Source organism: Bradyrhizobium sp. USDA 223, from assembly GCF_044909005.1.
In the GTDB taxonomy this organism is placed as follows: Bacteria; Pseudomonadota; Alphaproteobacteria; order Rhizobiales; family Xanthobacteraceae; genus Bradyrhizobium; species Bradyrhizobium yuanmingense.
The window spans coordinates 7,318,897-7,342,357 of record NZ_JBIYDR010000001.1; the positions used below are offsets into that span (position 1 = coordinate 7,318,897).

Genomic DNA, 23,461 nt, shown 5'->3' on the forward strand with positions numbered 1-23,461 from the left:
TCATTGCGAGCGTAGCGAAGCAATCCAGAATCCCACCGCGGAAAGACTCTGGATTGCTTCGCTGCGCTCGCAATGACGGAGAACGACTTAGCGCATCTCCCCCCGGATCATATCCGCCGCCTTCTCCCCGATCATGATGGTCGGCGCATTGGTGTTGCCGCCGATAAGCGTCGGCATGATCGAAGCGTCGACGACGCGCAATCCTGCCACGCCATGCACCTTCAACGCCGGGTCGACCACGGCCATCGCGTCGGTGCCCATCTTGCAGGTGCCGACGGGGTGATAGACGGTGTCGACACGCGCGCGCAGAATTGCGCGGATGTCCTCGTCCGTCTTCACCTCGGATGTGAACATGTCCTTCTTCTGCAGCGCCCGCATCGCGGGCGTCTCCATCAGCCGCCGCGTCGTCTTGAAGCCGGCGACCATCGCCTCGAGATCCTCCGCCTCGCCCAGAAAGTTCGGGTCGATCATCGGTGCTGCGAGCGGATCGGCGCTTTTCAGCCAAATGCTGCCGCGGCTCTTCGGTCTGAGCAGACAGAAATGGCATGAGAAGCCCGCCTCCTTGTGCTTCTTGCGGCCGTGGTCGTCGAGCATCGCGATGACGAAGTGGAGCTGGATGTCAGGCACGTCGAGATCAGGCCGGGTTTTCAGAAAGCCACCGCACTCGGCGAAATTCGTCGTCATCACGCCGCGCCGTTCGCGGCGATAGCGCTGGATACCGCGCAGCAGGGATGGCAGCCGGCTGATCGAGGCGTGAACGAAGTGCGGATAATCGGAGGCGTAGACGAATACGAAGTCCGGATGGTCCTGCAGATTACGCCCGACGCCCGGCAGGTGATGCACGACGCCGATGCCGTGCGCGGCAAGTGCGTCGGCGTCGCCCACGCCCGACAGCATCAATAGCTGCGGCGACTGGAAGGCGCCGGCGGCGAGGATCACCTCGCGGCGGGCGCGCAGCTGCCTTGTCTGCTTGCCCTGCACATATTCGATGCCGACCGCGCGCCCAGCTTCGAACAGGATCTTCGTTGCCTGCGCTCCCGTCTCGACCCGCAGATTCGGCCGCTTGCCGAGATGAGGAGCCACATAAGCCCGCGCCGCGCTCCAGCGCTCGCCGCCCCGCTGCGTCACCTGGTAGCTGCCGAGCCCTTCGTGGTCCTCGGCATTGAAGTCCTCGCGGATGCGGAACTGCGCCTCGCGCGCCGCCTGATGGAAGACGTCATGGATCGGATTGTCCGAGCGCAGCCGGTTGACATGCAGCGGTCCGCCCTTGCCGTGATACTCGCCGTCGAAATCGGCGTTGTCTTCGGAAGCCTTGAAGTAGGGCAGCACGTCGGCATACGACCAGCCGGCATTGCCGAGCGCGGCCCAGTGGTCGTAATCCCATTTGTGGCCGCGGATATAGACCATGGCGTTGATCGCCGAGGACCCGCCGAGGCCCTTGCCGCGCGGCTGATAGCCGATGCGGCCGTTCAATCCTTTCTGCGGCACGGTATCGAAGGCCCAGTTGGCCGCGGCGTAAGGCAATGCGAGCCCGAATGGCGTCGTGATCCGCCAGGTGTCGTTCCGTCCCCCAGCATCGAGCAGCGCGACGGATGTCGGCGCATCCTCCGATAGCCGCCCCGCAACCGTGCAGCCGCCCGAGCCCGCGCCCACGACGACGAAATCGAATGTGTCGGTCAATGTTGTTTCCCCCATTTAGCGTCATTCCGGGGCGCGCGAAGCGCGAACCCGGAATCCATTCAGCCGCATGACGTGCTGAGAGATGGATTCCGGGTTCGATGCTGCGCATCGCCCCGGAATGACACTCCGGCGTTTCAGCCTTAATCTTGTTGCCGCAAGCTGGCCCTTTGTGGAACTTCTGGCAAGACCGCGCGAAACGGCGCGAAAATCCGCCCATTCCCCTGTCACAAAGTCGAAAAAAACGTTCCCGCAGCCCTTTCCAAAGGCAGCCCGCCTTGATACATACCCCCCGCACCCCGACGGGCATTGCCCAGGGGTCGCCTTCCAAGGAAGCCTTTGGGACGGAAGCGAAAAGCCAGCGCGACCAGCGCCGGCCGCAACAGACCGTCCCCAGGACTTAACGGAAGGCGCGCAAAGGTTTAACGCGGGGTGGAGCAGCCCGGTAGCTCGTCAGGCTCATAACCTGAAGGTCATAGGTTCAAATCCTATCCCCGCAACCAAATTCGGATTGACCGGATCCGAGACGAAAATGGCCCGCGATAAGCGGGCCATTTTTGTTTTTGGGGGGAAGGATCGCGGGCCGTCTCAAAGCCGGGACGAGGCCGCGGCTAGTGCCAATCCGCTTGAGTCGGTCAGCAATACGGCACGTCTGTGAACCGTGCCGAACTTGGCCAGGTCGGAGAGGCAAACTGAGGCGCTGTCATCGTAGCTCACAATCCGCGGACCAGCAGCACGTCGCAGCAACTGCTTATTCAATGACGATCTCGCCTATCATGCCGTGGTCGGCGTGCGTGCGGCCGTCAGCCGCAACGATGCCGCAGCGCAGGTCGGTGACGCGGCCGGTCGCCACCGGCACGAACCACCATTCCGCCGTTTGCCCGGGATAGACCTCAATCTCGCGGATCGCCCCCTTGAACTCGGCGAGCGCCGCCAACTTGCCGTCGCGCGTTCCCATGGCCTGGACCTTGCGCGTGAAAATGAGCTGCGCGAAGCCCTGCGAGGTGAAGTAATGCGCGTCGTTGCTCGGGTTCTTGAGCACCAGCTTGTAGAGCTTGCCGGTCTCGAACCTCAGCTTGTTTGGCACGAACACGTGCTGCCCTGGCTTGCCGAGCTCGATTGTGACCTCGATCGGCTCCTGCCCCGCCAGATTACCCGCGGCAAACGCGCCGCTCGCGAATGCCATAGACAACAGACCAACGACAGCTAGTGTCGAGGTGAAAGAAAATCTGCGCATGATCGTCATCCTCCTTGCTCGTCTGGTTCGCGCTTCATCCGTTTTCAATCCCGTCAACGATAGAAGTCCATGAACGGCTCGCGGCCGTTGTGGTATCTGCGGCTCCGCATTCAGACATCGAAAATGAAATCATATTTGTGAATGGCGGAGGGACGAACGCCAATCAGTTCGATGTGGTCATCGCCGACCCGACAAGATGGCATTGCCTTGCACAGATGAGATGCGGACATCATTCCAGCCGAGATTTTCTGCGTGCTTGAACTCGAGTTTGTCGACGCCGGGCTGGAAGTCGGTGATCGTGGCTCTGGTCCCGCCCTTGTCGAAGACGAAATGGTCGGCACCGCCCAGTCCCGTGAGTGTTTGCTTTCCAGTGCCGGCGAACAGGAAATCTCCCTGTGGGCCGCCGACAAGCGTGTCCTTGCCGTTCGAACCGATGACGAGCTGTCGCTCATCGGGATCTTCCGACTCCACGCCGCCCTTTAACCCGGTGTGTCGTGTGTATGCGATGAAGACATCGTCCTGAATGTGTTGGGTATCGGTGTTGCGGAGGATGATGTCGGCGAGCGTCGTCTGCTCGATCTGCTGCAATGTCTTGGCGTCGAAGCCCTGATTTTCAAACCAGAATCGGTCACCATCGCGCAAGGCCCCGAACTGCATGGCGATGACGGTCTGGAAAGTCTCGCCGACGAGCGCGCCAGCGGCATGATTCTCGGCCAGCCCCCCGGTCCAAAGGTCGATCAGGTCGACGTTGTTCGAGAAGGCCTCCTTCAAGGCCGCCCGCGTTCCCGGATCGCTGGTGATCTGGTCGATCTCCGTATACCGGGCGAGGCCGAGCGATTCGCGTACGTCGTTGAGGGATCCGACACCGAAATCGCGCTCACGCTGGATGTTGATCGCGGCGAGATCCATGCTCACCGGCGGGTCGAAGAGGAAATTGCGCAGGTCTTCGACGATGCGAACATCCATAGCCTGCGACGGGTCGCCCGCCAGATGGCGCAACTGCCCGTCGGCGCCGCCGGACGCAACGAAATCCGATGGCGGTGCGAAGAAGATATCCTTGAGCTCACGCTCCGTTCCTTCGATCACCTCGCCGTTCTCCGCCAGGCTCTCGGTTTCTGCGGAGACGATCGAATGTCCGAAGCGGAAGGCGATGTTGAACTCAAGCGAAAGGCGCGGGTCCACGCTTGCGTCGTAACCGCCGTAAGGCGCAATCGCATCGTCGCCGAGCAGGTTCGGCAGAAATTCCTCATACGTGATGTTCGCGATCTCCGCCGTGACGATGGCTCGCGCATAGTTGTAGAGCTGATCGCCGCTCCAGGTCGGGTGCGCATTGTGCAGCTTGTCGACCTGATAATTGTGTTCGCGCACGAACAGCGTGTGCAGCGAAGTCAGCGCAAAGTTCTCTGCGGCGCGCGGATCGCCGGCAGCGAACATGCCGTTGACGATCGGAAGATTGCCTCCCTCCGACACCTTCATGTGTCCGTCGGGCAGGCGTAGGCTCGTCGCCGTCGCTAAGTTGGAGCCGTAGACCATGGAGGCATCGAGCCAGCCGGTGCTGAAATTGAGGGGAGTGGCCGGGTTGTCCGGGCTCGTTCCGCTCGACGGATCGGTGATCGCTCGGGTCATGGGCATGATTGCGCCGTCGCCGAACACGGGGTCGCCGTTGGGCACCGCGATGCTGATGTCATTGATGCCGTCGCTGCGCGTCAGCGTCAGATCGTGATCGATGAACTGGCCCCAGGCGTACATGAATGCCGACACGCCTTGCTCGTTGGGGACGTTCGCGTCGCCCTCGCCGACAACGACGTTGCTGATGGTCCGCGGGTTGGGGCCATCGAGCGGCTCGGAAATGCCGTCGCTGAAATGGGCGGGGCCAATGCGGTCGACCGCCGTACCGGCGGCGTTGAGGTCGAGGTCCGTGAGATTGTTTCCCGAACCGTCAAAGCTGCGAAACTGGAGCGTTGGCAAGGGCGGTTGCGGGCACCCGTACCAAACCTGATGGCCTTTAAACGCCCAGTGAAACTCGCCTGAATGACTGCCGCGCGGCTCTTGGAAACCAGTCCAGAGAGACGCGCCGGGGTCGTCGTCAAAGTCGAAAGGGTTCTGCTCGAGGCGAAACTCGCTTGGCCAAGTCGGTCGCAGCCCCCGCATCATGTGCCTCCCCTTTTTATGTAATGCGAGTAAGAATGATTTGCATCTGTAGTGCAAATGCGAATTAGTTGCAATACATTCGATACGGAGCGTCCGCGCCGGGGAGGGGAAGGGGCCTCCGGGCTCGGCAGATGTCGAGTTGTGGAGAGGTCGTGGCCGCGATGCACCTGCTGCTGGGATAGCGTCCAAGGTCTGCCGCTCAAATTGCGGCTTGAAGCAAGTGTCGGTATCGGTGGTTGCCTATCCCCGCAGTCAAATTCGGATTGACCGGATCCGAGACGACAACGGCCCGCGCGAAGCGGGCCGTTTTTGTTTTGGCGATGGGATCGCCGCGCTACCTCGCCGCGGTCTGCCAGGCGAGTAGCCGCTGCTCGACGAGTGACATCGCAACTGACGTCAAATATCCGGTCGCACCGAGCAGGATGACGCCGGCGAAGAGGTCGGCGGATCGAAACGCGCGTGCCGAGAGCAGGACCCAGTGACCAAGGCCGTCGAGGCCGGCCAGGATCTCGCAGACCACCGAGAGGATCAGCGCGACGGTCAGGCTGAGCCGCATGCCCGCGAGGATATCCGGCAATGCCGAGGGCAGGGCGATCTTGGCGATGATGGCGGTGCGCGACATCTGCAGCGAGCTGGCGACCTCATACAGCCGCGGCTCGACTGCGGCAAAGCCGTGAATGGTGGCGAGCATGATCGGCCAGATCGCGCCGAAGGCGATCACGAACAGCGCCATGCCTTGCGTCAGCCCGAGCATCGCGATCGCGACCGGGATGATCGCCGAGACCGGCAGGGGCCTTAAGAATTCCAGCGACGGCGCGACATAGGCGCGCATCGTCTTGGACGAGCCGATCAGCGCGCCGAGAGCAATGCCGGCGATCGAGGCGGCGAACCAGCCATAGGCCATGTGCTCCAGCGTGCCGACGAGCTTGCCCGCGAGATCGCCGCTGGCGAAGCCACGCACCAAAGCGGCCCAGGCGCGGTCCGGACCAGGCAGGAACACAGGCGACACCAGGCGCAGGTCGGCGATGAGCTGCCACGCCGCGATGAAGCCCGCTGCGACGAGGACGCTTGCGACACGCCAGAGGATCGCCGCGCGCTTCATGGATTGTCTCCGGCGAGCGCGGCGCGGCCGAACAGGCGGCGCTGGGCCCCGATCAACAGCATGTTCAGCGCGTAGCCGATCGCGCCGATCCAGACGAGATAGGCCAGCATCAGGTCGGCGCGCAGTGCCTGCTGCGCCAGCATGATGCCGGCACCCAAGCCGATCGGGTTGATGGCGATCTCGACGGTGACGGCGACGATCAGGGCGATCCCGGCCGACAGGCGGAAGGCGACGAAGATCCTCGGCAGTGCGGCCGGGATCACGATCTTCGCGATCCGTTGCGGCGCGCTCAGCCGCAAGGCCCGCGACACCTCCATCAATCGCGGCTCGATGCTGCGCACCGCGCTGCGCGTCATGATCAGCATCGGCCAGACGCAGGCGAACGCCACGATCACGATCTCCATGCGGTAGCCGAAGCCGAGCGCGATCAACGCAATCGGCAGCAGCGCGATCGAGGGAATCGGGCGGATCGCCTCGACCGTCACCTCCATCAGCCGGTCGAGGGGACGCGAGATGCCGAAGGCAATGCCGAGCGCAAGTCCGATGGCGCTGCCGATGGCAAGCCCCGCAAAGGCGGCGAACAGCGTGTCGCGGGTCGCGACCGGAATCGAGAGATCGGCGAGCGCCGTGGCCAGCGCCGCGAGGATTGCGCTCGGCGGCGCCAGGCTGTCGCTTTGCAGATGGGTGAGGCGCGCCCAGAGCTCAAACGCCAGCACCAGCGCCAGCGGCAGCAGCAAGGGCTTGGTGCGGTCGAGGCTCAATGCTCGGTCGCCTTGATGAAGTCGAACAATTGCCGGCGCAGCCGCAGGAATTCCGGATGTTCGCGGGTGGCGAGCTGGTCGCGCGGACGCGGCAGGTCGACGTCGAGCTCGATCCCGATCCGGCCGGGATGCGGCAAGAGGCCGATGACGCGGTCGCCGAGATAGATCGCCTCGTCAAGATCGTGGGTCACGAAGATCACGGTGGTCTGGCTCGCCTGCGTCAGCGACAGGACCTCGTCCTGCAAGCCTTGCCGGGTCATCGCATCCAGCGCGCCGAACGGCTCGTCCATCAGCAGCGTGGTCGGCTCCTGCGCAAGGCAGCGCGCGATCTGCAGCCGTTGCTGCATACCTCCTGACATCTCAGTCGGATATTTGTCGGCATGGCCGGGCAACCCGACCTTGCGCAGCAGCGCCTCGATGCGCGCGCCGCGTTCGCGCGCCGGCACCCGCGAGGCTTCCAGCGCCAGCGAGATGTTTCCGGCGGCGGTCCGCCACGGCAACAGCGCCTTGCCGTAATCCTGGAACACGATCGCGACCTCGCGCCGCGGCTCGGTGATCTCTTCGCCCTCAAACGTCACCGCGCCGCTCGTGGGGCGATAGAGGCCTGCGGCGAGCCGCAGCGCCGTGGTCTTGCCGCAGCCGGAGGCGCCGACGATGCAGAGGAATTCGCCCGGCCGCACCTGAAGATCGAGGTTCTCGATGATGGTCTTGCCGCCGAGCCGCAGCGTCGCGGCATTGAACGCGATCAGCGGTTTCTGCCGCCGCGCGGCGCGCGCCTCGCTGAGCCTTGCAACGACGCTCATGATTGCTCTCCGCCCACCTGCGGATAGACGAAGTCGATGGTCGAGTGCAGATGCGCCGCCAGCATTTTTTGCGCGGCGGCCACGTCGCGGGCGAGCACGTGGTCGGCGAGTATCTGGTGACTGCGGATGAATCTCTCGCCGCTGTCGATGGCGCCCATCATCACGCGGCGGTAGCGGTAGGCCTGGTCGTAGAGGTCGGAGTGGGCGGCCAGCATGCGCCGCGAGCCGCAGGCGGCGAGCAGCGCGGTGTGGAAGCCCTTGTGCAGCCGGTCGAACTCCGCAGCGCCCTCGCGGAATTCGTTGCCGGTGCGCTCGATATGCCGGCGCATCTGATGCAGCGCGCTGATGATGCCGGCCTCCCAGGCGGCATCGCCGTGCAGGATCGCCAGCCTGACCGCCTCGATCTCGACCGCGGTCCGCATGCAGGTGATGTCGGCGAGATCTTCGCGGCTGACCTCGGCGACGCGGAAGCCGCGCTGGCCGATGCCGACGATCAGGCCGCGCGACATCAGCCGCGACAGGCCTTCACGCAGCGGCGTGGCGCCGATATCGTAACGCTGCACGAGGTCGACGATGCCGAGCCGCGATCCCGGCGCGAGATCTCCGGCCAGGATGTCCTGCTCGATGAGGTTTGCGGCACGCTCGCTCAAGGTGCCGGCTTCCGTCGGCGGGCGTTCGAGAGTGCGCTCGGGAGCTGGCATCGTCGATATCCCCTAGTTCAGCACCAGTTTCGCGGTGTCGAGCTTCGATTGCAGCATCTTCTGCGACGACATCACCTCGATCCACCAGCTGAGGTTTTGCGGCTTGAGGTTCGGCTCGGACTGGTTCGGCGGCGTCGCCTTGACGAGATCGAGCGGCTGCTTGGTGAACTTGGCGATCGAGGCCGAGGCCTTCTCGCGGTCGCTGTTGACGATCGTGGCGGCCTCCGCGATCGCTTCGCGGAACTTCTTCACGGTGGCCACATTCTTCTCCGCCCAGTCGCGGGATGCGGCATAGAAGATGATCGGATCGGTGCGGCCGAGCTCGGCGCCATAGCGCGCGCCGACCGAGCCGAGCCCCGCATTGCTCATGCGCGTGATGAACGGCTCGGCGGTGAGCACGGCATCGACGCCGCCTGATTTGATGATGTCGGCCATGGTCGGGAAGGTGACCTCGACGAAATTGACGCTTCGGGGATCGACGCCTTTCTCGACCAGCCATTTCACGAACAGCACGTGCAGGAAGGCGTTCAGGCCCGGCGCGCCGACCTTCTTGCCGATGAAGTCCTTGGGATCCTTGATTGTGATGCCGTTGCGGACGAAGGCCGCGATCGCGGTGTTGGAGGTCGGGTTCATGACCGAGGCGCCGGCAATCGCGACGAGGTCGAGGCCGCCGTCGACGGCTTGCAGGAAGACGGTGGAGGTGGGTCCGCCGACCTGAATCGAATTCGACAGGATCGCCGCCGGGATGTTGGAGTTGATCGCGATCGGCGTCATCTCGACGTTCAGCCCGTGCTTTCTAAAAATGCCTTCGTCGACTGCGACCATGGCCGAGGCGCAGTCCGAAGTCGCGGTGCAGCCGATCTGGATCTTGGCCTGCGCCAGCACGGGCGCCGTGGAAGCAACGGACACCCCAAGGCCCACCGTGAGACCTGCCAATATCGCCCTGACCTGTGTCCCTCTCACCGCGCTCTCCCGATTTGTATTTTTCTATCTTGTTTATCGATATTTTATCTGATCATATATTTCGAACGATAACAAGGGGTGCCCAAGGTGAAACTCGCAACATTCAGATCGGCCGGTCAGGAGAAGATCGGAGCCGTCCACAGCAATAGCAGCCAGGTGTTCGACCTCGCCGCCGCGGCCGCACGGGACGGCGGGGCCGATCCGGCCTTTGGCTCGATGCTGGCGCTGATCGACGCCGGGCCCCGCGCGCTCGATCGGGCCCGGGCCCTGCTCGACAAGCACGGCCAGGACGCGACGCTGTCGGCGGCGGTCAACGCCGTCGACATCCTCGCGCCGGTCCCGGAGCCCAGGCAAATGCGGGACGGCATGTCGTTTCCCCTGCACATCCTGCAGGCGCCGCGCGGGCAGCAAAAGCTCGCCGCGCGTGCCAAGGGCGACATGGCGGCATTGGCGCGCATCGACGCCGAGCCGCTCGGCGAATTGCCCGAGGTCTATCGCAAGCAGCCGATCTTCTACATCACCAACCGCTTCAGCGTCCGCGGCACCAACACCACGGTGAAATGGCCTCGCTACAGCAAGGTGATGGACTACGAGCTCGAATTCGGGATCATCACCAAGAACAAGGGCGCCAACATCACGCCTGCGAAGGCTGGGGATCACATCTTCGGCTATACCATCTTCAACGATTTCTCGGCGCGCGACGCCCAGCGCATCGAGATGGAGGGACGGCTCGGCCCTGCCAAGGGCAAGAGTTTTGACGGCGGCAACGTGATGGGGCCCTGGATCGTGACACCGGACGAGATCGGTGATCCCTACAAGCTAAAGATGGAAGCGCGCGTCAACGGCGAGACCCGCTCGAAAGGCGTGAGCGAGGGCATGCTGTTTTCGTTCGAGGAGATCATCGCGCACGTCTCCCAGGACGAGACGCTGATGCCCGGTGAATTCATCGGCTCCGGCACGGTCGGCAATGGCTGCGGCCTCGAGCTCGGCTGGTTTCTCGAGCATGGCGATACGATCGAGCTCGAGGTCGAGAAGATCGGTATCTTGAAGAACCGCGTCGAGCGGCAAGATACCTGAAGGGGACGTCTGAAGGCGCGGCTGACGCCGCCAACGAAAACAATCGACGAGGAAGCGCCATGACGAGCAAGCTGATCGACATCTCAGTCCCTCTCCAGAACGACGTGCCCGCCGACCCGCCCGGCAATCATCCGACGATCCAGTATATCGATCATCAGCAGGGCCTGCCGCGCATGCTGCAGTTCTTCGACGGGCTGAAGGCCGAGGATCTGCCTGATGGCCAGGGCTGGGCGGTGGAGCAGGTCAGTCTCTCCACCCACAACGGCACGCATCTCGACGCCCCCTGGCATTTTCACCCGACCATGAATCGCGGCGAGCGGTCCTGGACCATCGACGAGGTGCCGCTGGAATGGTGCTACCAGCCCGGCGTGAAGCTCGACTTCCGGCACCTGCCGGACGGCTATGTCGCAACGGCCAAGGACGTCGAGGCCGAGCTCGAGCGCATCGGCCACGAGCTGAAGCCGCTCGAGATCGTCGTGGTCAACACCAGCGCTGGCGCCAAATATGGCCGGCAGGACTACGTCACGTCGGGCTGTGGCATGGGCTACGAAGCAACCATGTACCTGCTCGAGCGCGGCGTGCGCCTGACCGGCACCGACGGCTGGAGCTGGGACGCGCCGTTCGTTCACACCGCGAAGAAATATGCCGAGACGAAAGACGCCAGCCTGATCTGGGAAGGCCACAAGGCCGGACGCCATATCGGCTATTGTCATCTCGAGAAGCTGCACAATCTCGAACTGCTGCCGCCGTCAGGCTTCAAGGTGTCATGCTTCCCGGTCAAGATCGAGCGCGCCTCGGCCGGATGGACGCGTGCGGTCGCGATCTTGGAAGGCTAGCTCCTCGAGGCCCGCGACCACCGAGACCGACAATTGCCGATGACGTCCATTTGACGCGATTGACGCCCAACGCGGAGCCGCCGCCGGCCTGTCGCTGACTTTACCCTTGATGGAATCGAGTCCGATAGTCATGCGGCAACACGTTCAGGCGGCGGCGGAACGCGCGGCGCAGATGCTCTTCGCTTTGAAAGCCTGCGCGCGCGGCGATTTCCTTGATAGGGGAGGCGGACTCTTCCAGCGCGCGTCGGGCGGCCTCGACGCGAAGCTCTTCCACCGCCTTGGCCGGGGTGCGGCCGGTCTTCTGGCGAAACACGCGCGCGAAGGTGCGCGGGCTCATGCCGGCTCGTTCGGCGAGACTTTCGACGCGCAAATCGCGGCCCAGATTTTCCTGCATCCAGCTCGAAATTGTTTCGAAAGCGCGGTCTTCCGAGGCCTGCATTGACAGCGGCACGCTGAATTGCGCCTGCCCGCCGGGCCGCTTGAGGAAAACGACGAGCCGGCGCGCGATGCGCATGGCCTCGCGATGGCCGAGATCATCTTCCAGCAGCGTAAGCGCCAGATCGATGCCGGCCGTCACGCCTGCCGATGTCCAGATGCCGCCGTCATGCACAAAGACTGGATCGACCTGAACCGAAACGTCGGGATGTTTTTCTCGCAGCAGGTCACAGGAACCCCAATGGGTGACCGCGCGCCGCCCGCGCAGCAGCCCGGCCGCAGCCAGAACGAATGTACCCGTGCAGACCGAGCAGACGCGCCTTGCCTTCGGCGCTGCCAGGCGAAACCAATCGACCAGCGCGGCTTCTGCAGCGGCGCGATGGACGCCGGGACCCCCACCCACCACGAGGGTGTCGATGTTCTTTTGGTCGCAATCAGCGAGGGCGGTCGTGATCACCTCCAGACCGGACGAGGTTTTGACCGGCCCGCCCTTCAACGAGCAGATCTGCCAGACATAGGGCGCCTGCCCCGCTTTGGACGTTTCGCAGGCCAACTCGAAGGCCTGCAGCGGTCCGGCGAAGTCGAGCAACAGGCAGTCGTCGAACAGCACGAAGATCACGCGGCGGCGGACGGAACGGGCCATTGGCAGCGCCTTGAGCAGGGACGGCTTGGCAGGAATTGCGTGTGTAATGACATTTCGGCAAATGCCCTCCGCTGTCAACATGGGTTATCCAACGTAGGAGGGCTCCATGTCCGGCAAGCGGATCGAAATCGGAATTCTGTACTATCCCGGGATGACGCAGCTGGACGTCACCGGACCTTTCGAAGTGTTTGCCCGTCTGCCGAACGTCCGCATGCACCTGTTGTGGAAGCGTATCGAGCCTGTCGTCAGCGACGTCGGTCTTCCGCTGCTGCCAACCACGACGTTCGCCGACTGCCCGGATCTGGACGTGTTCTGCATCGGCGGCGGCCCGGGACAGGTCGCCACCATGGACGATGACGAGGTGATTGCCTTCGTTCGCGACAAGGGTGGATCGGCACGCTACATCACTTCGGTTTGCGCCGGCTGTCTGATCCTCGGCGCCGCAGGCCTGATCGACGGATACAGGTCAGCCTGCCATTGGCTGATGAGCGACCAGCTTGCTGCCTTTGGCGCCATCGCCGTCGACGAACGCGTCGTGGTTGACCGCAACCGCATTTCCGGCGGCGGTGTCACCGCCGGTATCGATTTCGGTTTTCAGGTCGCCGCCGAGCTCTGCGGCGAAGACGTTGCGAAAAATCTCCAGCTGATGCTGGAATATCAGCCGCAGCCGCCGTTCGACATCACCGTGCAGAATGCGCCGCGTGAGCTGATTTCCCGCATGCGCCGCGAGGCCGAACCTTGGCTGCAAAAGCGCGCAGCCGCGGTGCAGAAGGCAGTTTCTAAACTCAAGGCGAAAGCAACGGCAGCTTAAGCCCGTTCGGCACAGGGAGGAAAGCCACAAGCGCCACTATTGGAAAGGTGTTCGCATGAACTGGCACGGCCGCATCGCTACCCTTCTCGTCGTTGGGACTTTCATCGCATCTTGTCCGCCCACTCGCGCCGCCGAACTCTCCGGTAGTGTGGTCCGGATCGGCATCATCAATGACCAGACCGGGCCATTGTCCGACCTGTCGGGATCGGGCTCCGTTGCGGCAGCCAAGATGGCGGCGGAAGATTTTCAGAAATTAGTGCCGTCGATCAAGGTCGAGATCTTGGCCGCCGATCATCAGAACAAGCCTGATATCGGCGTCGGCATTGTGCGGAAATGGTTCGACGTCGACGGCGTCGACATGGTCGCCGACGTGTCCAATTCGGCCGTGGGGCTGGCGATCCAGTCGCTGGCGCGCGACAAGAACAAGATTGCGATCTATTCGGCGGTGGCGACCACCGAATTGACGGGCAAGCAATGTTCGCGAAGCGGCCTGGCCTGGCTGCACGATTCCTACAATCTGGTGTCGGGACCGATCCGTACCCTGGTCAGCCAGGGCTACGACACCTGGTTCTTCATCGCGGCCGATTACGCGTTCGGCAAGAACATGGTGTCGGAATCGCAGCGCGTGCTGGCGGCCGCGGGCGGCAAGTCGCTCGGCGCGGTGTATCACCCGATTGGCAACGCGGACTACAGCTCGTTCATCCTGCAGGCGAAGGCGTCTGGCGCGAAGGCGATCGCCTTCGCCAATGCCGGCGATCAGCTGGTCAATCTGATGAAGCAGTGGAACGAGTTCGGCATGAACACGGGAAACCAGAAGCCCGTGGCCGAACTGATGTTCGACACCGATGTTCATGCCATGGGCCCGAAAATCGCCATGGGCCTGACCACGCTGACGGCATGGTACTGGGCGCTGGATGACGAGAGCCGGGCGTTCGGCCAGCGCTTCTTCAAGCTTCGCAGCGCCATGCCCACGGCACCGCAAGCCGCGGTCTATTCCGGCGTCAGCCACTATCTGAAAGCAGTCGCTGCCGTAGGCACGGATGCAACGGATCCAGTGCTGGAGAAGATGCGCGCGACGTCCGTCGACGATTTCTACGCACGCGGCGCGCGGTTGCGCGAGGACGGCAAGCTCGTGCACGACTTCTACCTTGTGCAGGTGAAGGATCCGTCCGAGGTCAAGGCACCCTGGGAGTACTACAACGTGCTCGAGAAAATTCCGAGCGGCGAAGTCTACGCTTCGCTCGCTGACAGTGAATGCCCGCTGGTCAGGCGGGGTAATTGAGCTTGGAGTGCCAAACCGCGATGATGCCACTATGCTCCTGTTTTGCCCGACGAAGCAAATCACGGGAGACGTCATTCGGATGGGAGCAACCATCGCGGCCAATTCTCCTCGGCTCGCTTAGGCGCGCCGGACGGGCGAGTGGAACCACTGTCCCTTGGCTTTTTGGCTCCTGAAATCCTGCCCGACTCACACCCAATCCCGCTTCCCACCTAACCCATTGATCTTGCAGCCACCGTCTACTGTGCATGGGGTTGTTTTCGCGGGTTTTATTTGCCCGCGTGTAATTTGACGTCGCTGACGGCGCCGACTACGGTCCGCGAAACACGAAAGCTCGCGGCCTTTGTGCTGAACGAAAATTCCACGGGGAAGAAATGACCGGCGACATTGCAGCCACCATCTCGAAAGCGCGCGAGCATTCCATCGGCGATCTCCTGCGCCGCTCCGCAGGCCGCGAGCCGAACAAGCTCGCGGTGAGCTGCGGCGACGTGAGCTGGAGCTTTGCCGAGATTGACGCGATCTGCAACCGGCTCGGCCGCGGCCTGCTTGGCCTCGGCGTCGGGAAGGGCGACCGCCTCGCCGTGCTCTCGCGCAACTCGCACGCCTTCGCTGCGCTGCGCTTCGCGGCGGCGCGGATCGGCGCGGTGCTGGTGCCGATCAACTTCATGCTCAATCCGGACGAGATCAATTTCATCCTGAAGAGCTCCGGCGCAAAGCTGCTCGCGACCGGTCCCGATTTCGTCGAGCCCGCACGCGCGGCGAGCGCAAAGGATTGCGCGGTCGAGAAGATGATCTGGCTGCCGGGCGAGGATCCGGCCGCGCCGCCCGCAGACCTCACCACCTTCGATGATCTCCTGCATCCGGACGGCTCGTTCCTGGACGCCTCGGTCGACAGCCGCGATCTCGCGCAGATCGTCTACACCTCAGGCACGGAATCGCTGCCCAAGGGCGCGATGCTGACCCATGAAGCCGTGATGTGGCAGTATGTCAGCTGCATCATCGACGGCGGCATGAGCGTGGACGACAAGTTCCTGCACGCTCTGCCGCTCTATCATTGCGCGCAGCTGGATGTGTTCCTGGGCCCGCAGGTGTATCTCGGCGCCTCCGGCGTAATTACCGGCAAGCCGACCGCCGACAACATCCTGGCGCTGATCCAGGCGCACAGGATCACCTCGTTCTTCGCGCCGCCGACGATCTGGATCGCGATGCTGCGCTCGCCGAACTTCGACAAGACCGATCTGTCGACCTTGCAGAAGGGCTATTACGGCGCCTCGATCATGCCGGTGGAGGTGCTGCTCGAATTGCAGCGCCGTCTGCCCGCGGTCAAGTTCTGGAATTTCTACGGCCAGACCGAGATCGCGCCGCTCGCGACCGTGCTGCGACCGGAGGATCAGCTCCGCAAGGCCGGCTCCGCCGGCAAGCCCGTGCTCAATGTCGAGACGCGCGTCGTCAACACGGCGATGGAGGATGTCAAGGTCGGCGAAGTCGGCGAGATCGTGCATCGCTCGCCGCATCTGCTCTCCGGCTATTACAACGATCCGGTCAAGACTGCGGCGGCATTTGCCGGCGGCTGGTTTCACTCCGGCGATCTCGCCACCGTCGACGAGGAAGGCCACATCACCGTGGTCGACCGCGTCAAGGACATGATCAAGACCGGCGGCGAGAACGTCGCGAGCCGCGAGGTCGAGGAGATGGTCTATCGCATTCCGGAGGTCTCCGAGGTCGCGGTGGTCGGCCTGCCCGATCCGCGCTGGATCGAGGCCGTGACCGCCATCGTCGTGGTCAAGACCGGGGCGAAGCTCGACGAAGACGCCGTCATCAGGCATTGCGCCGGCCACATGGCCCATTTCAAGGTGCCCAAGCGCGTGATCTTCGTGGACGCCCTGCCGAAGAATCCGAGCGGCAAGCTGCTCAAGCGCGAGCTGCGCCAGCGCTTCGTCGGCGGCGAGACGCTCGACAAGGCGGTGCAGAAGAGTTTTGGGACCTAGCAGGCGCCGTTCCGGCGCCGTCGCGGCGGAACTCGCTTATTCGGCCTCGCCAGCCAGCTTCCTGACATCGTCGGGCGTCGCTCCGAAACGGCGGCGAAACGCGCGATGGAAGTAGGAGACGTCGTGAAAGCCAGCGAGGTGCGCGATCTCGATGATCTTGCGGCTGCGCATGGCAGGACTTCGCAGCAGTCGTTCGGCGCGCAGTAATCTTTGCTCCAGCACGAAGCCGCTATAGGTGATGCCGGCGCGCTCGAACAGCAATTGGATGCTGCGCGGACTGATCCGGTGCGCGGCTGCGAGGTCGGACAGCGACAATGCGGGGCTGTCCAGCTGAGCCAGGATGTCGGACTTGAGCGCTTCGAAGCGCGCCGCCGCAAGGCCCCGCAATTGAGCCTCTTCGGCGGCATCGCCGCGTGCGCCGAGCATCAGGACGGCGAGGTCGAACAGGTGCTGCGAGACCGCATCGAGCTCCGCCGGCGCGAGCTTGTCCGCGTGCGCGTGTGCGAGGTCGTAATATCGCAGGAACATCGATGTGATCGGGTTGGCGCCGGAGATCGACCCCGCGATTAGGTCCTCGGCATTCGGGCAGGCGCGCAGCAGAGCTTTCCGCGGCAGCAGCGCGGTCTGGAAATTACCATACGCCAGTTGCGTGATTTGGGCCCCCTTGATCGAGGGATCGCCGATCGTGATGTCGCCGGCGGCGACCTCCAGTGGCCGTTTCCCCATGGCCCCACGCAATGCCGAATTGGGCGACGTCGTGATCACCAACTCGTCGTTCGTTCCCAATGACACGAAGGACATCGGCGTGCCGAACGAGGCCGAGAGTCTGAGGCGGGGAAGAATGGCAGGCGCAATGGTTCGGTGAACGCGCCCTTCACCAACCGGCACGAAATCGACGTTCGCTACCTGACGGCAAAACTGCTCGCGCCATTGCTCATAGGCCGCACCGTTCGGCGCGGGTCGCCATCGAATGAGAGCTGCGGCTGGGTCATCGATCGCCGGAACGCCTATTGCCGATTCATTGCGGTCCGCACTTTCGTCGGCGCGCCGGGGATGCGGCAACTGGAAAAGCGCCAGATTGCGCGAAAAACCACTCGCACCTACGCGCTGAGCCAGCGACGAGGTGCCGCAGCCTGCTTATTGGGCAAATCGAGCACTTTGCGCCGCGACCGCCAGGCGCCGGAGAACCTCAATACTTCTTCACCGCCGCACTGAAGGCCAGCCACAGCGCGATCGACGCCAGGCCAAAGCCGCCGAGCAGCAGGAAGGTCGGCCCATAGCCGATCCATTGCGCGATCCAGCCGCCGAGAGCGGGACTGAGGCTCGCGCCGATACCCTGCACGGTGATCACGGCGCCCTGGCCGAGATTGATGCGGCCGGTGCCGTTGAGCGAGCGCGCGACCATGCCGGGGACGGCGACCGTTTGCAGTCCGGTGCCGATGCCGTCGAGCACCTGCATCGGCACCACGCCCCACCATCCCGTGACGAAGAACGCGAGCACGCCGCGGACCGGCAAGAACATGAAAGACACCAGGATCACCGGCCAGTAATTGCGCTTGCTCGCGGCCGTCATCGCGATCAGCGAGGTCACGATCATCACGCCCTGTGCGATCACCACGGTCGTTGCGACGAAGCTCGGGCCGTTGGCCTGTCCCTCGGCGACCGCGGCAAGTCCGTACAGCGGCACGATCGCGGCATTGCCGAGGTGGAACAGCGCGAGGGCGAGAGCAAGCACGAGCAACGCCTTGTGCTTCAGCAGCATCGTCATCGCATCCGGCGGCGCCTTGGAATCGTCCTCCTTGCTGCCGCGCGCGGCGCGGTCGTCGATCGCCTTGGCTGGAATCATCAGCACGCAAGCGATCGCGATGGCGCCGAACAAGGCCGCCAGCGCGAACACGGCAAAATAGCCATACTTGTAGCCGAGATAGCCTGAGAGCGCGGCTCCGACCATGTTGCCGGCGTGGTTGTACGCCTGGTTGCGGCCATTGAGCGCATTGAAGCCCTTCTGCTTGGCGATACCGAGCGTGATGCCCGTGACGGCCGGCACGATTGCGGCGCTCGCCAGCGATTGCGCGACTTGCGAGAACGTCACCGCCCAGAAGTTTTGCGAGATCAGGATGATTGCGGACGCCGAAACGACGCAGATGCCGGGAATGATCACCCACAGCCGCTTGTTGCGGCTGGAATCGATGAAGCCGCCGATCGGAGTCGTGACCAGCATGCCCGCGACGTTGCCGATCGTCATTGCCGTGCCGATCAGGCCGGTCGCCCAGCCGCGTTCCTGAAGGAAGACCCCGACGAACGGCCCGATGCCCGACTGCATGTCGGCCATGAAGAAATTGAGCGCGAACAGGGGCCAGATGCGAGACGTTGAAGGGCGCGATGTCATCGAGACGCTGAACTTGATGCTGCCGATCGAATCGGATCTCGCATGAGACGGGCTCGGCGGGCGCTGCGGGCGCCCGGGGCGGACCAGAACTTAACCTGCTCTCATGGCGTTGGTTCCGGTTGCTCTTGCGATCCGGCGCGCGCGACGTCATGTCTTGCAAGAATGGACTCACGATGGATCAGCGCGATGCCCCTCTGGACCTGCGCAACCTGCGGCGCTCAATTCCCGGATAGCGGGAATCCCCCTGCGGCCTGTCCGATCTGCGAGGACGAGCGCCAGTTCGTCGGCTGGGACGGTCAAGCCTTCCTCACGCGCGAGGAGCTCGCGCGCAAGCACCGACTGGTGGGGCGCGACGATCTCGGCCTGACCGGAATCGGCATGGAGCCGAGCTTTGCCATCGGGCAGCGCGCGCTGCTGGTGCCCGACGGCGGCGGCTGCTTGATGTGGGACTGCATTCCACTCGCGAGCGACGAGGCCATCCATCACATCGCAGCGCTCGGCGGCCTCAAGGCCATTGCGATCTCGCATCCGCATTATTATGGCGCGGCCGCCGACTGGAGCGATAGGTTCGGTGGCGTGCCGGTCTATCTGCATGCCGACGATCGCGCCTTCGTCACGCGACCTCACCCGGCGATCGTGCACTGGACCGGCGAAAGCCATCGCCTCTCCGACGACGTGCTGCTGCTGCGCACCGGCGGCCACTTCGCCGGCGCCACCGTGCTGCATTATGCGCGTGGTGCGGACGGCAAGGGCGCGCTGCTCACGGGAGATATCGCGCAGGTGACGATGGACCGGCGCTTCGTCAGCTTTATGTATTCCTACCCGAACTACATGCCGCTCAACGCCGCTGCGGTACGGCGGATCGCGTCGGCTGTCGAGCCGCTCGCCTTCGACCGGATCTACGGCGCCTGGTGGGGCCGCAACATCGCCGGCGGTGCCAAGGCGGCGTTTGCTGCGTCGGTCGCGCGCTATCTCGCGGCCATCGCCTGAGCCGGGCTGCGGATCGGATTTGTCTTGCCGGTCTCTAATAACTGTACTAGAAGTACAATATAGGCCAATCGAAGCATCTGGCCAAGGGCCGGCATGATCGATGCATTGCGGACGCCGAGAAGGCCTCCGCGAGCGGGAGCTGAGTGCATGACGGTGCAGCGCGATGACGAGATCTTCGAGGCTAGCGACGTCGCGCTCCAATCCGGGACCGTCTTTCCCTCCCTGAAGCTCGCCTACAAGACCTACGGCACGCTGAGCCCGGCCAGGGACAACGTCATCCTCTATCCGACCTCGTTCAGCGCGCAGCATACCGACATTGAATGGCTGATCGGCCCCGACGGCGTGCTCGATCCCACGCGCTACTTCATCATCATCCCGAACCTGTTCGGCAACGGCCTATCGTCTTCGCCCTCGAACACGCCCGCGCCCTTCCCGGAGGTGAGCTATCACGATGCCATCGCGGTCCAGCACCGGCTGCTCACCGAACGCTTCGGCATCTCGAAGCTTGCGCTGGTCTATGGCTGGTCGATGGGCGGCATGCAGGCCTATCACTGGTCGGCGCTGCATCCCGACATGGTCGAGCGCGCCGCCGTCGTTTGCGGCAGCGCCCGCTGCGCGCCCTATAACTACGTCTTCCTTGAAAGCGTGAAGGCCGCGCTCACGGCCGATCCCGCCTTCCGCGACGGCCGCTTCCTCGAAAAACCCGTCGCCGGCTACCGCGCCATGGGACGCGTCTATGCCGGCTGGGCGATGTCGCACGGCTTCTATCGCGACGAGCTCTGGCGCGAGGCCGGCTTCACTTCACTCGAGGATTATCTCGCCCGCGCCTGGGATGCGACCTTCGCGCGGCGCGATGCCAACGATCTCCTGGCGCAGATCGGCATCTGGCAGCGTGGCGACATTAGCCGGTGTGTGGCATTCGCCGGTGATCTCGATCGCGCGCTGGCGGCGATCAAGGCACACATGCTGCTGATGCCGGGCGCGACCGACCGCTATTTCGACGTGCACGACAACGAGGACGAGCTCGGCAAGCTCGTCAACGCGAGATCGGCGGTGCTGCATCCGATCCCATCGCTGCATGGCCACCGCGCCGGCAATCCCATCAACAATCCCCGCGACCAGGCCTTCATCAAGGCCGAGATCGCCGAGCTTCTCCGCAAGTAGGGCACGCAATCGATCATGAGCGACGCAACGGACGCCGGCCATCGCCTGAAGCCCCTGACACCCACCACGCTGCGCGAATTGTCGGTTCGCTCCAACATCAGAGGTGCGGTGCAGAGCCTCGGCCATTACGGCGTGATCGTGCTGGTGGGCGCGCTGATCTGGAAGGTTTGGTCGAGCTGGGGCGCGCTCTGGGCGCTGCCGCTGATGGTGGTGCAGGGCTATGTCGTCGCCTTCCTGTTCATGGCGGTGCACGAGACCGCGCACAAGACGGCGTTCAGGAGCCGGGGCCTCAATCTCGGCGTCGGCTATCTCTCGGCGTTCATCATCGGGCTGCCTTACGAATATTACTGCCTGTTTCACTGGGACCATCATCGCTACACGCAGGACCCCGAAAAGGATCCCGAGCTGATCGTTGGCGTGAAGCCGACGTCCGACACCCAGCTTGCGCTCGCCTATAGCGGCCTGCTCCAGGTCGCCGGCCGTCTGCGGCTGATGCTCGGCCACGCGATCACCAGCAAGGTCGTCGTGCCATGGATTCCCGAGAGCAAGCGCAGCACCATCGTGGCCGAGGCGCGCGCCTATGTCGCGCTCTACGCCCTGCTGCTGGCGCTGTCGCTGTGGTTCTCTTCAGCGCTGCTGCTCTGGGTCTGGATCGTGCCGCTCGTGATCGGGCAGTTCTTCCTGCGGCCCTATCTTTACGCCGAGCATACCGGTTGCGACCGCACCCGCAGCGCCTTTCAGAACACCCGCACGACTTACACCGGTGCTATCGTCAAATGGTTCGCGTGGAACATGCCGTATCATGTCGAGCACCACGCTTATCCCTCGATCCCCTTTCACGCCCTGCCGAAGCTGAACGCGATTGTCGACGGCGAGATCGTCCATCGCGGCCGCGGTTACATCAGAACGACGCGCGAGACCTGGGCTTGGTTTCGCCGGCAGCGGCAGGCCGGCTAGCTCAGCGCAAAACTCCGGCCGCGATGCGACCGGAGCTTTGTCGGGATATCGAGATATCAGTAGATCCCGTAGGCGCAGACGTTCACGACGCGCACGCGCAGGCCGTGACGGGTCCGGACCAGGCGCTCCTGATAGCAATTGCTGACGCCGGTGTTGAGGTAGATACCGCCAAAGCCCCAGCCGGGACCCCAGTGGTGATGACCATGATGGTGATGGAAGCCGCCGGCCGAGGCCGCGGTGGGGGCGAGAGCGGCAACGCCGAGCGAGCCGGCGGCGATCAGACCAAGTGCAAGCTTACGAAACATCTTCATTCTCCATTCGGCGCTAGGGCCATTGTTGCGTCCCTGCATTTCCGTCGAGACGAGACGCGATCGCGTTCATGGCAAGCGGGAAGAATCGTGTTTCAGGAATGTTTCGTCGGCTGCGGCAGAATGCGCCGCGATCAGGCTTTCTGCGCCGCGCGATACCGCGCGGCCATCGCCTGCGTCAGCTCGGCCATCTTGTCGCGGAGATCGGCCGGTTCAAGGACTTCGGCTTCCGGGCCGAGTCGCAGCAGTTCGGCCGCGGCATGCCACGATGTCTTTCCGACCGGCACGCGCGCAATGCGCCAGCCGTCTGCATCGGTTGTCTCCTCGAGCTGCGTGCGTGCCTTGACATAGGGCTGGCTCAGCGCGCCGAGCAGCTTCACGCCGAACGGCGACAGCCGGACGATCGCGACATTGGGATGCATCTCCGCTTCGAGCCGCAGCGTCGCGGCCCGCCAATGGGCGGCGAGGTCGAAGCCGGCGGGACGATCGAAGCGGTCGCCAAGGGCTGTGCAGTCGAGCACGCGTGCGACGCGATAGGTACGCACGCTGGCGTCGACTTGTCCTGCGAGATACCAGCTGCCGCCCTTCAGCACGAGGCCGAGCGGCGCGACGCGGCGCTGCTTCTCAGCACGCCAGCTCTGGTACCGAATCCTGATCAGCGTCCCGCGCAGTACGGCGCCGGCGATGGTGCGCAGGTGCTTCGGGTCTTCCGCTTCGCCGAACCAGCCGGGCGCGTCCAGGTGGAAACGCTCCTGCATCCGCCCGGCATCCTCGCGCAAATTCGGAGGCAGTGCCGCCATCAGCTTGTTTTGGGCGGCGATCATCGCGGCATCGAGCCCGAGCGCGGCGGCCGGGCCCGGCAATCCTGCCAGGAACAACGCGCCCGCCTCGCTCTGCGACAGCCCGTTCAGTCGCACGCGATAGCCGTCGAGCAGGCGATAGCCGCCTTCCGCGCCGCGGTCGGCGTAAACGGGAACGCCGGACGCCGCGAGCGCGTCGATGTCGCGATAGATCGTGCGCACCGAGACCTCACAGGCCGCCGCGAGCTCGGGAGCGGTAACCATCCCCCTGGCCTGAAGGGTGGTGAGAATCGACATCATTCGGCTCGCGCGCATGATCCCTTAGACCATACCTGACAGAGGATGTCAGGTATGGTCCGCTACAAGCGGCGCCATCGCCAGCCGGCCAG

At 64.0% G+C, this 23,461-nt stretch carries 22 protein-coding genes and 1 tRNA gene; 10 read left to right on the forward strand and 13 right to left on the reverse strand.

Features of this window, described 5'->3' with window-relative positions; translation table 11 throughout:
- Window positions 1-87 precede the first annotated feature (87 nt).
- On the reverse strand, window positions 88-1,680 hold the full coding sequence (locus ABIA40_RS34085) for a GMC family oxidoreductase (protein ID WP_404545606.1): 1,593 nt from the start codon (window positions 1,678-1,680) through the stop codon (window positions 88-90).
- A 423-nt stretch (window positions 1,681-2,103) separates the two neighbouring features.
- On the opposite strand from ABIA40_RS34085, the gene ABIA40_RS34090 reads away from it, so the two are divergent.
- A tRNA-Met gene (locus ABIA40_RS34090) sits at window positions 2,104-2,180 on the forward strand.
- 248 nt (window positions 2,181-2,428) lie between these two features.
- On the opposite strand, the gene ABIA40_RS34095 is transcribed toward ABIA40_RS34090, so the two are convergent.
- From ABIA40_RS34095 to ABIA40_RS34125, 7 genes are all read right to left on the reverse strand, one after another.
- Window positions 2,429-2,914 carry a biphenyl 2,3-dioxygenase gene (locus ABIA40_RS34095; RefSeq protein WP_193760727.1) on the reverse strand — a complete coding sequence of 162 codons (486 nt, stop codon included), beginning with the start codon at window positions 2,912-2,914 and terminating at the stop codon, window positions 2,429-2,431.
- Window positions 2,915-3,091: 177 nt separating this feature from the next.
- Window positions 3,092-5,068, reverse strand: a complete 1,977-nt coding sequence (locus tag ABIA40_RS34100; protein WP_404545608.1) for a peroxidase family protein — start codon at window positions 5,066-5,068, stop codon at window positions 3,092-3,094.
- A 331-nt stretch (window positions 5,069-5,399) separates the two neighbouring features.
- Entirely contained in the window at window positions 5,400-6,167 is a 768-nt protein-coding gene (locus ABIA40_RS34105) for an ABC transporter permease (RefSeq protein ID WP_404545610.1), read from the reverse strand.
- On the reverse strand, window positions 6,164-6,928 hold the full coding sequence (locus tag ABIA40_RS34110) for an ABC transporter permease (RefSeq protein WP_404545612.1): 765 nt from the start codon (window positions 6,926-6,928) through the stop codon (window positions 6,164-6,166). The genes ABIA40_RS34105 and ABIA40_RS34110 overlap by 4 nt, the downstream gene beginning before the upstream one ends.
- Complete coding sequence (locus tag ABIA40_RS34115; protein WP_404545614.1) at window positions 6,925-7,731, reverse strand: ABC transporter ATP-binding protein; 807 nt, start codon at window positions 7,729-7,731, stop codon at window positions 6,925-6,927. Before ABIA40_RS34115 ends, ABIA40_RS34110 begins: the two co-directional genes overlap by 4 nt.
- The gene (locus ABIA40_RS34120; protein WP_271545975.1) at window positions 7,728-8,432 is read right to left on the reverse strand and encodes a GntR family transcriptional regulator; all 705 of its coding nucleotides are present in this window, start codon (window positions 8,430-8,432) and stop codon (window positions 7,728-7,730) included. The genes ABIA40_RS34115 and ABIA40_RS34120 overlap by 4 nt, the downstream gene beginning before the upstream one ends.
- A gap of 12 nt (window positions 8,433-8,444) precedes the next feature.
- Window positions 8,445-9,353 (reverse strand): ABC transporter substrate-binding protein, encoded by a 909-nt coding sequence (locus ABIA40_RS34125; RefSeq protein WP_333919954.1) that lies wholly within the window; start codon window positions 9,351-9,353, stop codon window positions 8,445-8,447.
- Window positions 9,354-9,482: 129 nt separating this feature from the next.
- Between ABIA40_RS34125 and ABIA40_RS34130 the strand changes: the two genes are divergently transcribed.
- Window positions 9,483-10,472 (forward strand): fumarylacetoacetate hydrolase family protein, encoded by a 990-nt coding sequence (locus ABIA40_RS34130; RefSeq protein ID WP_271546514.1) that lies wholly within the window; start codon window positions 9,483-9,485, stop codon window positions 10,470-10,472.
- Window positions 10,473-10,531: 59 nt separating this feature from the next.
- Window positions 10,532-11,308 (forward strand): cyclase family protein, encoded by a 777-nt coding sequence (locus ABIA40_RS34135; protein WP_271545971.1) that lies wholly within the window; start codon window positions 10,532-10,534, stop codon window positions 11,306-11,308.
- 100 nt (window positions 11,309-11,408) lie between these two features.
- On the opposite strand, the gene ABIA40_RS34140 is transcribed toward ABIA40_RS34135, so the two are convergent.
- Window positions 11,409-12,467, reverse strand: a complete 1,059-nt coding sequence (locus ABIA40_RS34140; RefSeq protein ID WP_271545969.1) for a GlxA family transcriptional regulator — start codon at window positions 12,465-12,467, stop codon at window positions 11,409-11,411.
- A gap of 25 nt (window positions 12,468-12,492) precedes the next feature.
- Here ABIA40_RS34140 and ABIA40_RS34145 point away from each other — a divergent pair, with 25 nt between their 5' ends.
- The 3 genes from ABIA40_RS34145 to ABIA40_RS34155 all read left to right on the forward strand — a co-directional run bounded on the left by ABIA40_RS34145 (window position 12,493) and on the right by ABIA40_RS34155 (window position 16,464).
- A complete protein-coding gene (locus ABIA40_RS34145; protein ID WP_157283137.1) occupies window positions 12,493-13,197 on the forward strand; it encodes a DJ-1/PfpI family protein in 705 nt (234 codons plus the stop codon).
- Between the two features lie 55 nt (window positions 13,198-13,252).
- Window positions 13,253-14,479 (forward strand): ABC transporter substrate-binding protein, encoded by a 1,227-nt coding sequence (locus ABIA40_RS34150; protein WP_157283136.1) that lies wholly within the window; start codon window positions 13,253-13,255, stop codon window positions 14,477-14,479.
- Between the two features lie 371 nt (window positions 14,480-14,850).
- Window positions 14,851-16,464 (forward strand): acyl-CoA synthetase, encoded by a 1,614-nt coding sequence (locus tag ABIA40_RS34155; protein WP_404545618.1) that lies wholly within the window; start codon window positions 14,851-14,853, stop codon window positions 16,462-16,464.
- 36 nt (window positions 16,465-16,500) lie between these two features.
- On the opposite strand, the gene ABIA40_RS34160 is transcribed toward ABIA40_RS34155, so the two are convergent.
- Window positions 16,501-17,190 carry a helix-turn-helix transcriptional regulator gene (locus ABIA40_RS34160; RefSeq protein ID WP_404545620.1) on the reverse strand — a complete coding sequence of 230 codons (690 nt, stop codon included), beginning with the start codon at window positions 17,188-17,190 and terminating at the stop codon, window positions 16,501-16,503.
- Between the two features lie 135 nt (window positions 17,191-17,325).
- Here ABIA40_RS34160 and ABIA40_RS34165 point away from each other — a divergent pair, with 135 nt between their 5' ends.
- Complete coding sequence (locus ABIA40_RS34165; RefSeq protein ID WP_404545622.1) at window positions 17,326-17,679, forward strand: hypothetical protein; 354 nt, start codon at window positions 17,326-17,328, stop codon at window positions 17,677-17,679.
- Here the strand turns inward: ABIA40_RS34165 and ABIA40_RS34170 are convergent.
- On the reverse strand, window positions 17,654-18,853 hold the full coding sequence (locus ABIA40_RS34170; protein ID WP_404545624.1) for an MFS transporter: 1,200 nt from the start codon (window positions 18,851-18,853) through the stop codon (window positions 17,654-17,656). The two genes, ABIA40_RS34165 and ABIA40_RS34170, sit on opposite strands and share 26 nt — an antisense overlap.
- A 186-nt stretch (window positions 18,854-19,039) precedes the next feature.
- Between ABIA40_RS34170 and ABIA40_RS34175 the strand changes: the two genes are divergently transcribed.
- The 3 genes from ABIA40_RS34175 to ABIA40_RS34185 all read left to right on the forward strand — a co-directional run bounded on the left by ABIA40_RS34175 (window position 19,040) and on the right by ABIA40_RS34185 (window position 21,964).
- Complete coding sequence (locus ABIA40_RS34175; RefSeq protein ID WP_157283132.1) at window positions 19,040-19,843, forward strand: MBL fold metallo-hydrolase; 804 nt, start codon at window positions 19,040-19,042, stop codon at window positions 19,841-19,843.
- Between the two features lie 147 nt (window positions 19,844-19,990).
- Complete coding sequence (locus tag ABIA40_RS34180) at window positions 19,991-21,007, forward strand: alpha/beta fold hydrolase (protein WP_404545626.1); 1,017 nt, start codon at window positions 19,991-19,993, stop codon at window positions 21,005-21,007.
- Between the two features lie 15 nt (window positions 21,008-21,022).
- A complete protein-coding gene (locus tag ABIA40_RS34185) occupies window positions 21,023-21,964 on the forward strand; it encodes a fatty acid desaturase (RefSeq protein WP_404545628.1) in 942 nt (313 codons plus the stop codon).
- A gap of 56 nt (window positions 21,965-22,020) precedes the next feature.
- Here ABIA40_RS34185 and ABIA40_RS34190 read toward each other — a convergent pair whose 3' ends face one another.
- Together ABIA40_RS34190 and ABIA40_RS34195 are read right to left on the reverse strand one after the other, a co-directional pair.
- On the reverse strand, window positions 22,021-22,269 hold the full coding sequence (locus ABIA40_RS34190; protein WP_028138614.1) for a hypothetical protein: 249 nt from the start codon (window positions 22,267-22,269) through the stop codon (window positions 22,021-22,023).
- 137 nt (window positions 22,270-22,406) lie between these two features.
- Window positions 22,407-23,387, reverse strand: coding sequence for a YafY family protein (locus tag ABIA40_RS34195; protein ID WP_275497720.1), 981 nt, complete (start codon window positions 23,385-23,387; stop codon window positions 22,407-22,409).
- Window positions 23,388-23,461 lie beyond the last annotated feature (74 nt).

What these genes read in the sequence shown, in the direction of transcription:
- ABIA40_RS34185 (WP_404545628.1), top strand. Translation starts at nt 21,023, where the DNA reads ATGAGCGACGCAACGGACGCCGGCCATCGCCTGAAGCCCCTGACACCC.
- ABIA40_RS34095 (WP_193760727.1), bottom strand. Translation starts at nt 2,914, where the DNA reads ATGCGCAGATTTTCTTTCACCTCGACACTAGCTGTCGTTGGTCTGTTG.
- ABIA40_RS34155 (WP_404545618.1), top strand. Translation starts at nt 14,851, where the DNA reads ATGACCGGCGACATTGCAGCCACCATCTCGAAAGCGCGCGAGCATTCC.
- ABIA40_RS34160 (WP_404545620.1), bottom strand. Translation starts at nt 17,190, where the DNA reads ATGGGGAAACGGCCACTGGAGGTCGCCGCCGGCGACATCACGATCGGC.
- ABIA40_RS34120 (WP_271545975.1), bottom strand. Translation starts at nt 8,432, where the DNA reads ATGCCAGCTCCCGAGCGCACTCTCGAACGCCCGCCGACGGAAGCCGGC.
- ABIA40_RS34100 (WP_404545608.1), bottom strand. Translation starts at nt 5,068, where the DNA reads ATGATGCGGGGGCTGCGACCGACTTGGCCAAGCGAGTTTCGCCTCGAG.
- ABIA40_RS34190 (WP_028138614.1), bottom strand. Translation starts at nt 22,269, where the DNA reads ATGTTTCGTAAGCTTGCACTTGGTCTGATCGCCGCCGGCTCGCTCGGC.
- ABIA40_RS34195 (WP_275497720.1), bottom strand. Translation starts at nt 23,387, where the DNA reads ATGCGCGCGAGCCGAATGATGTCGATTCTCACCACCCTTCAGGCCAGG.
- ABIA40_RS34150 (WP_157283136.1), top strand. Translation starts at nt 13,253, where the DNA reads ATGAACTGGCACGGCCGCATCGCTACCCTTCTCGTCGTTGGGACTTTC.
- ABIA40_RS34140 (WP_271545969.1), bottom strand. Translation starts at nt 12,467, where the DNA reads ATGTTGACAGCGGAGGGCATTTGCCGAAATGTCATTACACACGCAATT.
- ABIA40_RS34170 (WP_404545624.1), bottom strand. Translation starts at nt 18,853, where the DNA reads ATGACATCGCGCCCTTCAACGTCTCGCATCTGGCCCCTGTTCGCGCTC.
- ABIA40_RS34180 (WP_404545626.1), top strand. Translation starts at nt 19,991, where the DNA reads ATGACGGTGCAGCGCGATGACGAGATCTTCGAGGCTAGCGACGTCGCG.
- ABIA40_RS34175 (WP_157283132.1), top strand. Translation starts at nt 19,040, where the DNA reads ATGCCCCTCTGGACCTGCGCAACCTGCGGCGCTCAATTCCCGGATAGC.
- ABIA40_RS34145 (WP_157283137.1), top strand. Translation starts at nt 12,493, where the DNA reads ATGTCCGGCAAGCGGATCGAAATCGGAATTCTGTACTATCCCGGGATG.
- ABIA40_RS34105 (WP_404545610.1), bottom strand. Translation starts at nt 6,167, where the DNA reads ATGAAGCGCGCGGCGATCCTCTGGCGTGTCGCAAGCGTCCTCGTCGCA.
- ABIA40_RS34115 (WP_404545614.1), bottom strand. Translation starts at nt 7,731, where the DNA reads ATGAGCGTCGTTGCAAGGCTCAGCGAGGCGCGCGCCGCGCGGCGGCAG.
- ABIA40_RS34135 (WP_271545971.1), top strand. Translation starts at nt 10,532, where the DNA reads ATGACGAGCAAGCTGATCGACATCTCAGTCCCTCTCCAGAACGACGTG.